13 protein-coding genes and 1 pseudogene are annotated in these 14,917 nt (G+C 43.5%); 9 read left to right on the forward strand and 5 right to left on the reverse strand.

The features are described from left to right. From dnaE to L4C33_RS12890, 6 genes are all read left to right on the forward strand, one after another. The coding region (gene dnaE / locus L4C33_RS12865; RefSeq protein WP_428812828.1) for a DNA polymerase III subunit alpha at positions 1 to 1,638 on the forward strand (1,638 nt) is incomplete at its 5' end. Between the two features lie 45 nt (positions 1,639 to 1,683). After that, entirely contained in the window at positions 1,684 to 2,643 is a 960-nt protein-coding gene (gene accA / locus L4C33_RS12870) for an acetyl-CoA carboxylase carboxyl transferase subunit alpha (RefSeq protein WP_428812829.1), read from the forward strand. A gap of 107 nt (positions 2,644 to 2,750) precedes the next feature. Next, positions 2,751 to 4,067, forward strand: coding sequence for a tRNA lysidine(34) synthetase TilS (gene tilS, locus L4C33_RS12875; RefSeq protein WP_428812830.1), 1,317 nt, complete (start codon positions 2,751 to 2,753; stop codon positions 4,065 to 4,067). 52 nt (positions 4,068 to 4,119) lie between these two features. Next, positions 4,120 to 4,434, forward strand: a complete 315-nt coding sequence (locus tag L4C33_RS12880; RefSeq protein WP_428812831.1) for a c-type cytochrome — start codon at positions 4,120 to 4,122, stop codon at positions 4,432 to 4,434. Positions 4,435 to 4,547: 113 nt separating this feature from the next. Then, on the forward strand, positions 4,548 to 4,886 hold the full coding sequence (glnB, locus tag L4C33_RS12885) for a nitrogen regulatory protein P-II (protein ID WP_004738609.1): 339 nt from the start codon (positions 4,548 to 4,550) through the stop codon (positions 4,884 to 4,886). A 56-nt stretch (positions 4,887 to 4,942) separates the two neighbouring features. Next, positions 4,943 to 5,803 carry an endonuclease/exonuclease/phosphatase family protein gene (locus L4C33_RS12890; RefSeq protein ID WP_428812832.1) on the forward strand — a complete coding sequence of 287 codons (861 nt, stop codon included), beginning with the start codon at positions 4,943 to 4,945 and terminating at the stop codon, positions 5,801 to 5,803. A gap of 10 nt (positions 5,804 to 5,813) precedes the next feature. Here L4C33_RS12890 and L4C33_RS12895 read toward each other — a convergent pair whose 3' ends face one another. The 3 genes and pseudogenes from L4C33_RS12895 to gloB all read right to left on the reverse strand — a co-directional run bounded on the left by L4C33_RS12895 (position 5,814) and on the right by gloB (position 8,900). Continuing rightward, entirely contained in the window at positions 5,814 to 6,500 is a 687-nt protein-coding gene (locus L4C33_RS12895) for a YIP1 family protein (protein ID WP_428812833.1), read from the reverse strand. Continuing rightward, positions 6,497 to 7,903: pseudogene (locus L4C33_RS12900) on the reverse strand (LysM peptidoglycan-binding domain-containing protein); the annotation flags it as partial. The gene L4C33_RS12895 and the pseudogene L4C33_RS12900, both read right to left, overlap by 4 nt. A 238-nt stretch (positions 7,904 to 8,141) precedes the next feature. After that, positions 8,142 to 8,900, reverse strand: coding sequence for a hydroxyacylglutathione hydrolase (gene gloB / locus L4C33_RS12905; RefSeq protein WP_428812834.1), 759 nt, complete (start codon positions 8,898 to 8,900; stop codon positions 8,142 to 8,144). A 39-nt stretch (positions 8,901 to 8,939) separates the two neighbouring features. Here gloB and L4C33_RS12910 point away from each other — a divergent pair, with 39 nt between their 5' ends. Next, positions 8,940 to 9,713, forward strand: coding sequence for a class I SAM-dependent methyltransferase (locus L4C33_RS12910; RefSeq protein ID WP_428812839.1), 774 nt, complete (start codon positions 8,940 to 8,942; stop codon positions 9,711 to 9,713). A gap of 43 nt (positions 9,714 to 9,756) precedes the next feature. Here L4C33_RS12910 and rnhA read toward each other — a convergent pair whose 3' ends face one another. Then, the gene (gene rnhA, locus L4C33_RS12915; protein ID WP_428812835.1) at positions 9,757 to 10,221 is read right to left on the reverse strand and encodes a ribonuclease HI; all 465 of its coding nucleotides are present in this window, start codon (positions 10,219 to 10,221) and stop codon (positions 9,757 to 9,759) included. A gap of 56 nt (positions 10,222 to 10,277) precedes the next feature. Between rnhA and dnaQ the strand changes: the two genes are divergently transcribed. Together dnaQ and L4C33_RS12925 are read left to right on the forward strand one after the other, a co-directional pair. Beyond that, complete coding sequence (gene dnaQ / locus L4C33_RS12920; RefSeq protein WP_428812836.1) at positions 10,278 to 11,045, forward strand: DNA polymerase III subunit epsilon; 768 nt, start codon at positions 10,278 to 10,280, stop codon at positions 11,043 to 11,045. A gap of 8 nt (positions 11,046 to 11,053) precedes the next feature. Continuing rightward, positions 11,054 to 12,301 carry a TIGR03503 family protein gene (locus tag L4C33_RS12925; RefSeq protein WP_428812837.1) on the forward strand — a complete coding sequence of 416 codons (1,248 nt, stop codon included), beginning with the start codon at positions 11,054 to 11,056 and terminating at the stop codon, positions 12,299 to 12,301. A gap of 194 nt (positions 12,302 to 12,495) precedes the next feature. On the opposite strand, the gene fadE is transcribed toward L4C33_RS12925, so the two are convergent. After that, on the reverse strand, positions 12,496 to 14,917 hold a 2,422-nt coding region (gene fadE / locus L4C33_RS12930), incomplete at its 5' end, for an acyl-CoA dehydrogenase FadE (protein ID WP_428812838.1).

The following is a 14,917-nucleotide window of genomic DNA, read 5'->3' on the forward strand; positions in this document are numbered from 1 at the left end:
GGTATGAAAGACTTGATCAAACGTCTACAGCCAGACTGTTTTGAAGATATCATCGCTTTGGTAGCTTTATTCCGCCCAGGCCCTCTGCAATCAGGCATGGTAGATAACTTTATCGACCGGAAGCACGGACGAGAAGCGGTTTCTTACCCTGATGAAACATGGCAGCACGAGTCGTTAAAAGAAACACTGGAACCGACTTATGGCATCATCCTGTATCAAGAACAGGTAATGCAGATCGCACAGATACTTGCGGGATATACCTTAGGCGGAGCTGATATGCTGCGTCGTGCGATGGGTAAGAAAAAGCCAGAAGAAATGGCCAAGCAGCGTGGTACCTTCAAAGAAGGTTCTGAAGCGAATGGTGTTGATGGTGAACTTGCCATGAAGATCTTCGACTTGGTGGAAAAGTTTGCAGGCTACGGTTTTAACAAATCTCACTCTGCTGCCTATGCTTTGGTTTCTTATCAAACTCTTTGGTTGAAAACACACTACCCAGCTGAGTTTATGGCTGCAGTAATGACAGCCGATATGGATAACACCGAGAAAGTCATCGGCTTGGTTGATGAATGTATCCGTATGAAGTTGAAACTTCTTCCACCAGACATTAACTCAGGTTTATACCGATTTAATGTTGATGAAGAAGGCGCGATTGTTTACGGTATTGGTGCGATTAAAGGCGTGGGTGAAGGCCCAATTGAAGCCATTATTGAAGCACGAGAAAAAGGTGGTTACTTTAAAGACCTATTTGATTTCTGTGCTCGAATTGACCTTAAAAWAGTAAACAAGCGAGTTATCGAGAAACTGATCTACTCGGGAGCGTTAGATAGGCTAGGGCCACACCGTGCTGCGATGATGGCTTCGCTTAAAGATGCGGTTAAAGCTGCAAGCCAACATCATCATGCTGAATCCTTTGGTCAATCGGATATGTTTGGTGTTTTGACGGATGCCCCTGAAGAAGTTGAGCACAAATATACGCAGGTTCCGAAATGGCCTGAGAAAGTATGGTTAGAAGGTGAGCGAGAAACGCTCGGACTTTATCTTACGGGCCACCCRGTTAATGCGTATATTAAAGAGTTGGCAAAGTACACCAGCTGCCGTTTGAACGATGCTACGCCAACACGMCGTGACCAGTCGTTGACTATTGCGGGCCTTGTTATTGCGTCTCGTGTGATGACAACTAAACGCGGAACGCGAATTGGTTTGATGACAATTGACGATCGCAGTGGTCGAATGGAAGTGATGTTGTTCTCGGATGCCCTTGAAAGGTATGCAGAACTTCTCGAAAAAGATAAAATTGTTGTCGTTTCTGGACAGGTCAGCTTTGATGACTTCAATGGTGGGCTTAAAATGTCCGCACGTGAGGTCATGGATCTCGGAAGCGCCCGTGAAAAATATGCGCGTGGTTTATCGGTTTCGATTGATGAATCACAAATTGATGGCCAATTTTTTGAACGATTTAGTCAAATCTTGGAACCGCATAGAGCCGGAACAGTACCAGTCAATGTATACTACCAGCGTGCCGACGCGAGAGCGCGGTTAACTTTGGGCACCGAATGGCGTGTAACGCCGAGTGATACATTACTAGACGAATTAAAACAGCTACTTGGAAATAGCCAAGTAGAACTCGAATTTAACTAAATTCAGCTCCACTTACTTGAGAGCTGAGTCAACAAGGATTCATAGATGAGCCTGAACTTTCTAGAATTTGAAAAGCCTATCGCTGAACTTGAAGCAAAAATTGAAGCGCTGCGTGACGTTTCTCGTCATGGTGGTGAAACTGCGGTAGATCTAGACAAAGAAATTGCACAACTAGAGAAAAAAAGCTTAGAGCTTAAACAAAAAGTATTTAGCGATTTAGGGGCTTGGCAGGTTGCTCAACTTGCTCGTCACCCTCAGCGTCCATACACATTGGACTACCTAGAGCATGCTTTTACTGAATTTGAAGAGCTTGCTGGTGACCGTGCTTTTGCCGATGATAAAGCTATCGTTGGTGGTATGGCTCGTTTGAATGGTCGTCCTGTTGTTGTAATTGGTCACCAAAAAGGCCGTGAAACGAAAGAAAAAGTAAAACGTAACTTTGGTATGCCAAAGCCAGAAGGTTACCGTAAGGCTCTTCGCCTAATGGAAACTGCTGAGCGTTTCAATATGCCAATCATTACTTTCATCGATACTGCGGGTGCTTACCCAGGTGTTGGTGCTGAAGAGCGTGGCCAATCTGAAGCTATCGCTAAAAACTTAAAGGTAATGGCAGGTCTTACTGTTCCAGTTATCTGTAATGTTGTTGGTGAAGGTGGTTCTGGTGGCGCACTAGCTATCGGTGTTGGTGATTACGTGAACATGCTTCAGTACTCTACGTATTCAGTAATTTCACCAGAAGGTTGTGCTTCAATCTTATGGCGTGATTCAGACAAAGCTCCACAAGCTGCTGAAGCTATGGGTCTTGTTGCTCCTCGTCTAAAAGAGCTTGAGCTAATTGATGAGATCATTCCAGAGCCTCTAGGTGGCGCGCACCGTGATCCAATCCAAATGGCTGAGAACATGAAAGCGGTTCTTGTTAAGCAATTGGAAGAGCTAGAGCAGTTTGATAATGATGCTTTACTTGAGCGTCGTTACCAACGCTTAATGAGCTACGGCTACTGCTGATAAAAATGGAGTAATTGTTTACTCCACTAAATATGAATTTAAAGGGTTGGACGTAGTGCCAGCCCTTTTTTATTATATGTATTATTCTATTTTCCCCTGGGTCATTCATGCGTTCCATGTTCAAAGTTTTCAGCCAATCTATCCAGAGTTCTTCTGTTTCTCCTAAACGTTTAGTATTGGCATACAGTGGCGGTGTAGATTCTCAAGTCATGCTTGAACTTATGGTGAACTACAGAGAACATAACCCTAGCGTAGAGTGCTTTGCGGTACATGTGCATCATGGGCTCAGTGATAATGCCGACTTCTGGGCACAGCATTGCAGTGAACAGTGTAAAAAAGTGAATGTACCGTTGGTTATCGAAAGCGTCACATTGGATCTAAGCCAAAGTGAAAGCATTGAAAAACTGGCTAGAGATGCTCGTTATCAAGCCTTGGATAAGAACGTTCAAGCTGGTGATTTACTATTAACTGGGCAGCATAGTGATGACCAAGTTGAAACTTTCTTATTAGCTTTAAAGCGCGGAAGTGGGCCAAAAGGGTTAGCTTCTATGGCTGTAAGAAAGCGGTTTGGTTTAGGGGAACTAGTTCGCCCGCTGTTAGGTGTTCCCCGTTGTGATATTGAGCAATACGCTGAGCAGCATAAGCTTAATTGGATTGAGGACGAAAGCAATCAAGACCAAAGGTTTGAGCGCAATTTCGTTCGGCATCAAGTCACTCCTCAACTTGTCGAACGTTGGCCAACCTTTCGCGACTCGGTTCGCCGTAGCGCAGAGCTATGTGCAGAACAAGAGATGCTTTTAGATGAATTGCTGAATGATCACTTACAGTTAGCAGTTCAACCAGACATGAGCTTATCCATAGCTGCTTTATCAGAGCACTCTAGTTTATTAAGATCTAGGTTGATTCGCATGTGGTTAAGCCAGTTAGAGTGCCAGATGCCAAGTCAAAAACAGTTACTGCTCATTTGGCAAGAAGTCGCTTTAGCGCAAGTCGATGCCAACCCTGAGTTAGTACTGGCTGGTGGAACAATTCGTCGCTTTGCAAATAAGTTATACCTAGTTGCTAAAGTGTCGGATGTATCAAGCTGGCAGTCGGAGGTGAAAATAAATCAATCACTTGAATTACCAGACTCTCTAGGGAAAGTTATATTATCGAACCAAGGTTTAGGCCGTATACGCTTACCTGAGCACCCTGATGAGTTATCTATAATATTTAATCCTGAAGGTTTGTCTGCACACCCGGTCGACAGAGGGCATAGCCGTAAGCTGAAAAAGCTCTTTCAAGAATACCAGGTACCAAGCTGGTTAAGACGACGGACACCGATATTAATGTATAAAGGTAAAGTCGTTGCTGTAGCTGGATTATTTGTTGATCAAGCATTTGATGGTCAAGATTGTGACCTTATCTGGAGCAAGGCTTTATAATTTATGCCACAATATTAACTATCTTTACATAAAAATAAATATGGATATAGCAATGAAGAAAGTCGCATTAGGATTAGTTGTTGGTTTGGGTTTATTAAGTGGAAATGTAATGGCAGCTGGTGATGCTGCAGCAGGACAAGCGAAAGCTGCTATTTGTGCTGCATGTCATGGTGCTGATGGTATCGCGATGATCCCAGGCTACCCTCACTTAAAAGGTCAAAATGAGCAGTACATCATTTCATCACTGAACGCATATAAAAATAAAGAGCGAAATGGTGGTTTAGCTGCGGTCATGCAAGCGCAAGCTGCAATGCTAAATGATGCTGACATTGCTAACTTAGCGGCTTACTACTCTAGCCTTAAGTAGTTTATACGAATGAAATTTTTGAAAGCCAGAGCAACCACGCTCTGGCTTTTTTGATTGAATGTTTGTATTAGCTAACCGATAATAGCTCGAATAGCCAAGTTTAAGGGATGAACATGAAAAAGATTGAAGCCATTATCAAGCCATTTAAGCTAGATGACGTGCGTGAAGCACTAGCTGAAGTGGGTATTACAGGTATGACAGTGTCTGAAGTAAAAGGCTTTGGACGTCAAAAAGGACACACAGAACTGTACCGCGGTGCAGAATACATGGTCGACTTCCTTCCTAAAGTGAAGTTAGAAATTGTTGTAACAGATGAAGTTGCAGATCAGTGTGTTGATACCATTATCGAAACGGCTCAAACTGGCAAGATTGGCGATGGTAAAATATTTATTACCGATGTCGAGCGCGTAGTACGAATTCGTACTGGCGAAGAAGACGAAGACGCCGTTTAAATTGAATTCAAAAAGGAGCGATTATCGCTCCTTTTTCTTTTTATAGACGTGATGCGATGTTTAAAAAAATTAGCTTATTTATTGCTCTTATTTCGATTGTAACTGTTGTTGTTTACCAATCTATATTTACGATTCCTGTTCAGCCAGAGTTAGTCACAGGCTCGCCCTCAGTTCAGCAAAAACAGTTTACTTGTTTTGATAACCCTCAACCTAAACCTTTGAATACTGTAAATGGGTTGAGTGTATTAACTTGGAATATCTACAAGCAGAACAAAACAACTTGGTCAGCAGAGCTTACTGAGTTGTCAGATGAAACTCAACTGGTCTTGCTACAAGAAGCAAGTATGACCGATGAACTGAAGAAATGGATAAGCAGCAATGGGTGGGGTAGTAATCAGGTCAATGCATTTGAGGCCTTTAATACCAGTGCTGGTGTGTTAAGTTTAGCTCGGGAACTTCCAGTTCAGGCATGCGGATTTACCTATACAGAGCCTTGGTTACAGTTACCTAAATCAGCATTATGGACGCTTTATGATTTAGATAATGGTCAACAGCTCGCGGTCGTTAACATCCATGCGGTTAACTTTACTTTTGGAACGGAAGATTACCAGCAACAGCTTTTAGTTTTGACGCAAAAGTTAGCTCAGCACCATGGCCCTATGATATTTGCAGGTGACTTTAATAGCTGGAGTGAGGCTCGTATGAATACGTTGAAAGTTGAACTTCAGAAGGTGGGGTTAAGCGAAGTGATGTTTATGCCAGATAACCGAACACAATTTATTTCAGGTTTGGTATTGGATCATGTGTTTTATCGAGGGCTAAAGCTAGAAGAAGCTGAAGCGCCAGTAACTGACGCTTCAGACCATAATCCAATGAAGGTGAGGTTTTCTGTATTAGATACTTCTCAAAAGCACTAAATAATCTCGACTAAAAGATTAATAGGTAGAGTGCCCAAATTAGATAGTAGCCAACCCAAGGTAGCGCTGAAATTACCAAAGCTTGGCCTCGTTCGAATTCTGTCCAAGTTAGAACTGCTGCGTAACCAAGTACTATGTACCACGGTAGTAGCAAAGGTAGTGAACTTGCAAACTGAGACCAATCACTGGTTAAAGGAAGCTTAATTAAACCGTTTAAGCTGTTTAAATCAGCGGCGTAGCTCATCACCTGACCGTGTTGTAACAGTAGGCTAGCGTAACTTGCGATATCACCTAAAACAGCAGGAAACATCACTACAGAAGAGGCTGCAAACCATTTCCAGTAGCCATGTTGATGTTGGCTTGGTTTAGCTGCGAGGTTAAACCAGAAAGCAAGCATCAGAATTGCCAATGTACGACCAAATACATCGCTGATGATCTCACTTGCCATCAAGGTATTACTGTCTAGTAACTCAAGCTGGCTTGGGTTTGCTACTGCAAGTTGCTCAGAAAGAATTGCACTTAACCAGTTGAAATCGACATTAGAAAAGTAAGCGCCCCAGAATAAAAATGGGCTGAGCATTAAAATAACATAAGGCTGCCAACCCCAAGCTCCACGCTGGTAAAGCGCTAAGAAACAAGCGGTTGGTGAGCGGAATATGTCCACGAGCATGATGAGTGGGTTACTTGAAGGGTTCATACACTTACCTTAGTTACATCAACATACAGCTTGAGTTTTTGACCCGGCTGTAAGTATTTTTTCTTCTGTAGGGTGTTCCATTTTACGATATCAGCGCTCTTTACTTTAAATTTGCTCGCAATGCCGCTAATGGTGTCACCTGAACGTACGTTATAAAAAACAGTTCGGATGATTGCACCGTCACTGCTGTTTTTCCAAATGACTAGGTTCTGACCGACGCGCAGAGTATCGCGGGGGCCCATCCCATTCCATTTAGCCAAAGATTGGTGTGATACTTTGTTTGCTCTCGCGATATCCCACAAGCTGTCACCACTTTTCACTGTGTGAGTTAGCTTATACTTCCCACGAGATTTGGATTGGGTGTTAGCCAGTCGGTTTTCTGCACTCAAGGCATACACTTGGTCATTTTTGGTCGATGTTGGGATCATTAAGTGCTGACCAATGCGGATATTGTTGTTTGTCATCCCGTTCGCTGAACGAATCACTTTAGAAGTGGTGTTGTATTTACGTGCTAACACACTAACACTGTCACCCGATTGCACTTTATAACGAACTAACTTCATACCTTTACCGCGGTTGGCTTCGACTTCTTTGTTAAAGCGTTCAACGGAGTTTAAAGGGAGAAGCAGTTGATGAGGGCCATCTGGTGCAGTTGCCCACTGATTGTAAGCCGGGTTATAGCTTTGCAGCTCTTTTACGGAGATACCGGCATAGTTAGCTGCTATTGCCAGGTCAAGCTGTTCTTTCGGATCAACCAATTTTAAAACAGGTTCATTAGCAATGGCTGGAATGGTTAAACCGTATTTTTCTTGGTTGGCCACGATATCGGCAAGCGCTAATAGTTTAGGTACGTAGCTGCTGGTCTCTTTCGGTAAATCTAACGAGAAAAAGTCAATTGGCTTACCTAGTTTTTTGTTCTTACGAATAGCACTAGACACACGACCACCACCACTGTTGTACGCGGCAATCGCATGATTCCAGTTACCTTCAAAACGTTTGTTTAGGTATGTAAGGTAGTTCAATGCGGCATCTGTTGAAGCGGCTACGTCGCGGCGACCGTCATACCAGAAATCTTGCTCAAGCCCAAACCATTCAGCAGTCCCAGGAATGAATTGCCATAAGCCTGCTGCACTACCATGAGAGTATGCGAAGGCGTCGAAAGAGCTTTCGACAACAGGTAGTAGAGCTAATTCTAACGGTAGGTCGCGTTCTTCGATTTTTTCTGTGATGAGATGAAGGAATGGTTCTGCGCGTTTGGAGACAGTGCGAAGGTGACCAGGGTGTTTAAGATACCAAGTTCGGYAGTAGTCGACTTTCTTGTCATCAGGAACGGTCATTTCCAATTGCATAGCAATACGTTTCCATACGTCTTGCTGATTTTGAGGCGTAACAACAGGAGCTTCTATATGCGTTTTTGGGTCAACGGATAGCTCTACTGTGGTGTCAGCGGTAACGGCTTGATCAGGCTTAGGTTGATTAGTTTGTTCGGAAACGTTGTCTTGATTGTCTGACTGAGTTAATTGGCAACCGGAGAGCAGTAGTGCCAATGCCCAGCTATATTTAACTCGCATGATACAGCCTTTTAGATAAACGGCTGCTGATAATACTTGTCACCCCATAGGAGTGACAAGTGTCAAATCGTTAAAATTCGTTCTTCCACTCACGTAATGCAGTAAAAACTGAAAGGGGATCGGTTTGCCCCGTTCGATTTGATACTGATTTGATGACACTTGGTTGGGTATAGCGCAAAAATGGGTTTACCCACTTTTCACGGCGTAGTGTGGTTGGAATGGTCGGTTTGTTTTGAGCTCGTAAGCGATTTACATCATCACGGTACTGATGCAGCAGATCGTTGTCGGGCTCGACTGCAAGAGCAAACGCGACGTTGCTCGCTGTATATTCATGAGCACAGAACACTTCAGTTTCTTGCGGTAGAGCGAGAATCTTATTGAGTGAATTAAACATCTGCTCAGGTGTGCCTTCAAAAATACGGCCACAACCCGCAGAGAAAAGCACGTCACCACAAAAGAGTTTTGCATCACCCACATAGCCAATATGACCCTTTGTATGACCACCGAGGCCCAGAACCAAAAACGTTTCGTCGAACAGTTCAAGCTGGTCACCATCTTCGACTGGGTGAGTTAATGTTGGAATGGGTTCGTGTTTAGGGCCGACGACGTCGACATCTGGAAATTGTCGAACTAATTCTGGAACCCCACCAATGTGATCGTGGTGGTGGTGAGTAATCAGGATTGCATCTAAAGTTAGCTCATGTTCCTGCAAATATTCTAATACTGGAGTTGCGTCACCTGGATCTACGACAGCACAACGGCGATCGCTATTTTGAATCAGCCAGATGTAATTGTCATTAAATGCGGGTATGCTTTTGATATATAACATTATTGATTCTCCAGTCATCATAAGCGAGACAGATTGTTGATTAAGCCTGCACGTAGCCGTAAAAAAATCGAACGTCCTTACTCCTGGTCTCAGTTACATAACGGAGAGTGGGTGTGTGAGTCGATACAAACTCGCCTTGATGAATGGTGCCCTAAGTTGTTTGGCTACCATATGCTTAAATTAGGCGGTTTGAGCTGTGAGCTTGCAAGCTGTACTTGTAACATTCAACATCAAGTAAACCTAGATATCCAGAACCCATTACATAATGTGGTTGCAGATGGCTATAATTTGCCCTTTTTAGAAAAAAGCTTTGATGCAGTAGTACTTAGCCATCAACTTGATTATAGCAATGACCCTCATCGCTTGTTGAGAGAAGTCGATAGGGTGATGATGGATGATGGCTACCTTATTATTACCGGATTCAACCCATTTAGCTTTACTGGTCTTTCGAGTTTGCTACCTTGGCGGCGTAATGATTTACCTTGGAGTGGCAGAATGTATACACCAAGCCGAATTAAAGACTGGCTTGGCGTTTTGAATTATCAGGTTGTTCATTGTGATACCTACGCGCTATTTCCTATGAAAAAGTACCAACCAATGTGGACGTGGCTTGAAAGTAGCTTAGGGGAGTGGGCATCAGGCGCTGGAAGTCAGTATTTTATTGTTGCCAGAAAAAGAACGTATCCGCTTAAACCGATTAAGCCACATTGGCATTTGAAGCGCCGTTGGTCCCCAGTTGGAGCAAGCTTTAATACCAATGCGTGTCAGTCGCCAAAAATTCACAGAATCTTTAAATTGAAAAAAGCCGACTAGCGGCTTTTTTCGTAAAAGGTTTCAGTATTTCAAAATACTTTAATTAGCYAGGTTGATACCCTGTATCTTCTTCTGAAGGGTTTTCAGCTGCGGTACGTGCAAGTTCATCACACATTTCATTTTCTCTATGCCCTGCGTGACCTTTCACCCAACGCCAGTCGACAGTATGCCTTGCGGTTTCTTTATCTAATTCTTGCCACAAATCCGCATTTTTAACGGGCTTTTTGTCGGCAGTTTTCCAGCCACGCTGTTTCCAATTGTGGATCCACTGGGTAATACCTTGACGAACATATTGGCTATCGGTCGTTAGAATAACAGCACATGGCTCTTTTAGAGCTTTTAACGCTACTACGGCCGCGAGCATTTCCATTCGGTTATTTGTGGTGAGGGTATAGCCTTTTGCTAATGTTTTCTCTACTTCTTTGTAGCGTAAAACAACCCCATAGCCTCCAGGCCCTGGATTACCTAAGCAAGAACCGTCAGTGAAAATTTCAACTTGTTTCGTCATGATTTGATACTATTACCTCAAGCGCATTATTTGCATAGTCTGACACAGTTATCCTTATGAATACCAGTAACAACTCTGAACACAGCTCTAATGCTGAAACACATAAAAACGCTAAAAATAAACGCATTGTCGTACTCGATACCGAAACCACCGGTATGAATACTGAAGGTGGTCCTCACTATTTAGGGCACCGAATCATTGAAATCGGTGCGGTAGAGATCATTAACCGTAAACTTACGGGACGACACTTTCACGTTTACCTTAAAGCCGATCGCGAGATCCAAGAGAAAGCGGTAGAAGTTCACGGTATTACTGATGAATTTTTGATTGATAAGCCGCTTTATCAAGAAGTTCATAAGGAGTTCCTTGAGTTTATTAAAGGTGCCGAGCTTGTTGCTCACAATGCTCCCTTTGATACGGGCTTCATGGATTATGAGTTTGAGAAGCTTGATCCATCGATAGGCAAGACAGACGACTATTGCCAGGTGACCGATACCTTAGCAATGGCTAAGAAGATCTTCCCAGGTAAGCGTAATAACCTAGATATCTTATGCGAGCGTTACGGCATTGATAACTCACACCGTACACTTCACGGCGCATTACTCGATGCGGAGATCTTAGCAGACGTTTACCTACTAATGACGGGTGGCCAAACGTCGTTGCAATTTAGTAGTGGGCAGCAAGGTGGTGTTGAAGAGATCCGCCGTGCACAAACTGGACGAAAAGTACTAAAGGTTTTACGCGCTACGGCCGATGAACTAGATGCACACCAAGATAGGTTAGATATCGTCGAGAAAAGCGGAAGCTGTCTTTGGCGTCAGTAGGAGATGCTATGTTGAGGGTAATGATTACCTGTTATTTGTTATTGGTTAGTTTTAGTTCTTTTTCCGCAACAGAGTCCACCATGACTCTGTTGGATAATCGTTTTCGAATCGACTCAACCATTGAGCAGATAACTTTTGTCATCTATCGCTCTGAAAACTCTCAACCGGTCGTTTTAGTTAGACCGGATGGAAAGAAATATTACGCTTGGCGAAATGCAGATAATGTCCGTTGGTACCAAGAGTCATCAATGGATATTATTTCTATCGATAAACCTATGCCTGGCCCATGGCAAGCGGTAGGTAAAGTCACTCCTAAAAATAACATTAAGATGTTGTCACATTTAGTGCTGACGACTGATACCTTTCCTAATCGCCTTTACCAAACTGAAAACCTAAAATTCACAGCGCGTTTATCTTCTGATGGTAAACCTTTGGTGCTAAGAGACTTCCTAGATCGCGTAAAGCTGAAGGTCACTTTCACGAAGTTCGTTGAGAACGAAGAAACCTTGATTAAAGAAGCTCGCCCTGTACCGACTGTACTAGGGGAGTTTTCTGATGATGGAGAAGGGCTTGATGAATATGCCGGTGACGGGGTATTCACGGTCGATTTACCTGTTGAAATCGAACCGGGTAAGTACAGAGTTAGAATTACGTCGGGGAACGGTGTTTTTCTGAGGGCACAAGAACAGGAAGTGTTGGTTTACCCATCCCCATTTTCAACGACTTTTATTCAGTCACGAGAGGAAGGTAAGCCTCACTCTATAGTGACTTCTGGCGAGCAAGGCATGATTGCTCCGGGGAGTCTTGCTGTCCATTTAGAACATGTCTCTCCTGATGAGTTTATTAGCTACAATCAAGGGCAAGCGAAAGCTGAAGAAATGAAAGTATCACAAGCCTTTGACTATAACGGTGATATTGGCATTTACTCTTGGAAAGGGAAAGTTTACGCAACGGATGTAGCGACTCAACGCGGATTGATGTTTACGCTTAAAGAGCAAACGTACAGCGTTGTTGAAGAGGTAGACTTAGCTGAGTCTCGAAGAATACAAGAAGAAGCGTTAGCTGAGCAAAAACGGATAGCGTTAGAGAAGATGATGCTTGAGAAGCGTGAATCTGACCGAATGAAAAATATGATCATCATTGGTGTTGGTAATATTGTTGTGATTATCGTTGGCCTGATTATTTGGTTTATTCGACGTAAGCTAACAGCAACGAAGCGGATGATCCCAGAGATGCAATTGAAAGCGCCTAAATAGCATAATTGTGGTCTTGGGTTAGGCTAGCTGTTTGATAACAAGTGAATGTTAGCCCAGCATCAAGTCATAGATAGTAGACAGCGTGTTAAACGCTTTTTAACCATACTCTATCAGTACATGAAATACGAAAAGGGCAGATTACTCAGTAATCTGCCCTTTTTATTTATCTACATATTGTCGATAGAGTTATTAGTTCAAGCTACATTATCCATCGTTGAGTAACTTGATTTTGCTGCTAGCTCTTGAGGATCAAAATCATCAACGTTAATGGTGTATAAACGATGTGTTTCTGCTTCCGTTAAAAGGTCGGCTTCATCTTGCGTTAGGATGTTTTTCTCAAGCCCTAATTCAGCAACGAGATCTAAGCGCAAGAATGGTCGACGGCTGTGCGTTTCTTTACATACTTTATCAAATAAAGGTTCAGCTTTTAGAATAATGCTAAGTGCCTGTTCAATTTTACCTGCGGAATTATGCTCAGTCGGCTCTAGGTATTGATTACGACCAATTCGTGAACGAGTTGCGCTTGGCGTTTGAATAATACTTGCCACCTTGCTATCTAATTTGTCATTAGGAGCTCGGCGCATACGGCCAAATGGCATGATAATAAGGCGAAGTAAGCGTGCAACAACTGGATTAGCAAAGTTTGCTAAGAACTCATCGATTGCTACTTCTGTTTGTCTTAGGCTGTCTTGCATTCCCCAATGTACTAGTGGTAAATCTTCTACTTGACGGCCATCATCTTCAAAGCGTTTCAGCGTCGCTGAGCTTAAGTAAAGTTGGCTAAGGATATCGCCCAAACGTGCAGACAAACGCTCTCTACGTTTTAGTGAACCGCCCAGCACTGCCATTGAAATATCCGATAGCAGAGCCATGTTTGCACTGTAGCGGTTAAGCTGTTGKTAGTAACGCTTAGTTGCATCGCTGGTTGGCGAGTTTGAACCTCGGCCATCTGTTAGACCTAACCATAGGCTGCGAACTAAGTTGCTCATAGTAAAGCTGACATGGCCTRCAAGTGCTGTATCAAATTTCTCTACAGCATCTGAGCTTTCAGAGTAAGCTGCTTCCATTTCTGATAATACGTAAGGGTGACAGCGAATCGCTCCTTGACCGTAAATGATCATAGAACGAGTTAAGATGTTGGCACCTTCAACGGTGACAGCAATCGGAGCACCTTGATATCCGCGAGCTAAAAAGTTCGATGGACCTAAACAGATCCCTTTACCACCCACGATATCCATGGCGTCGATAATGCTTTGCTGGCCACGGTGAGTACAGTGGTACTTCACGATAGCAGAAATAACCGACGGTTTTTCACCCAGGTCGATACCGGCAACCGTTAAGTTACTCGCAGCATCCATTACATAGGCATTACCTGCAAGGCGCGCTAACGGCTCTTCAACGCCCTCCATTTGACCAATAGGTTGTTTGAACTGGCGACGAATTCGAGCGTAAGCACCAGTTGCTAAAGCAGCAGTTTTTATTCCGCCAGTTGAGTTGGACGGTAAAGTAATACCACGACCAACAGACAGGCATTCAACCAGCATGCGCCAGCCTTGGCCTGCCATTTTTTGTCCACCAATGATGAAGTCCATTGGTACAAAAATGTCTTTACCTTGAGTCGGGCCGTTTTGGAAAGGTACGTTCAATGGGAAGTGACGATTACCAATTTCGACACCTGATAAGTCAGTTGGAATAAGAGCACAGGTTATGCCTAGTTCTTTCTTGTCTCCAAGTAATCCATCAGGGTCTCTAAGCTTGAATGCAAGCCCTAAAACAGTCGCAACAGGGGCTAGCGTAATATAACGTTTGTTCCATGTTAAACGCATGCCAAGTACGGTTTCACCTTGCCATTCACCTTCACATACCACACCAAAGTCAGGGATAGATCCTGCGTCTGAACCTGCTTCCGGACTCGTTAGAGCAAAACATGGTATTTCCTTGCCTTGTGCAAGACGAGGTAGGTAATGATCTTTTTGTTGTTCTGTACCGTAATGTTGCAGCAATTCACCAGGCCCTAAAGAGTTCGGGACGCCAACGGTTGAAGAAAGGACGCCAGAAACACCTGTGAGTTTTTGTAGTACAAGTGATTGTGCGTAAGCCGAAAACTCTAAGCCGCCATATTTCTTCTTAATGATCATGGCGAAAAACTTATGGTCTTTAAGGTATTGCCATACTTCAGGAGGAAGATCAGCAAGTTCATGCGTGACTTGGTAATCACTGACCATTGCACACACTTCGTTGACAGGACCATCAAGAAATTCTTGTTCTTCTTTAGATAGCTTAGGGGCTGCAATGTTATGTAATTTATCCCACTGCGGCTTTCCTTTGAATAACTCGGCTTCCCACCATACCGTACCCGCATCCAGTGCTTCTTTTTCGGTTTGGGACATCGCAGGTAATACTTTTTTAAATACTGTTAATGCCTTTTGACTAATGAGTGTCTGACGAATACTAGGTACAGACAATATTGCGGTAATCAGTACGTAACAGAGCCAACCTGTTGTGCCAATAAGTCCAAGCAAAGACAGCGCTAGCATGGTTGCCGTTAGTAGTAATAGAGAGCGAACTAGACTAATTCGGTGATATAAGCACACACTTAAAGCCACGGTTACACTA

The sequence above is a fragment of the Vibrio makurazakiensis genome, assembly GCF_050337375.1.
GTDB classification, from domain to species: Bacteria; Pseudomonadota; Gammaproteobacteria; order Enterobacterales; family Vibrionaceae; genus Vibrio; species Vibrio makurazakiensis.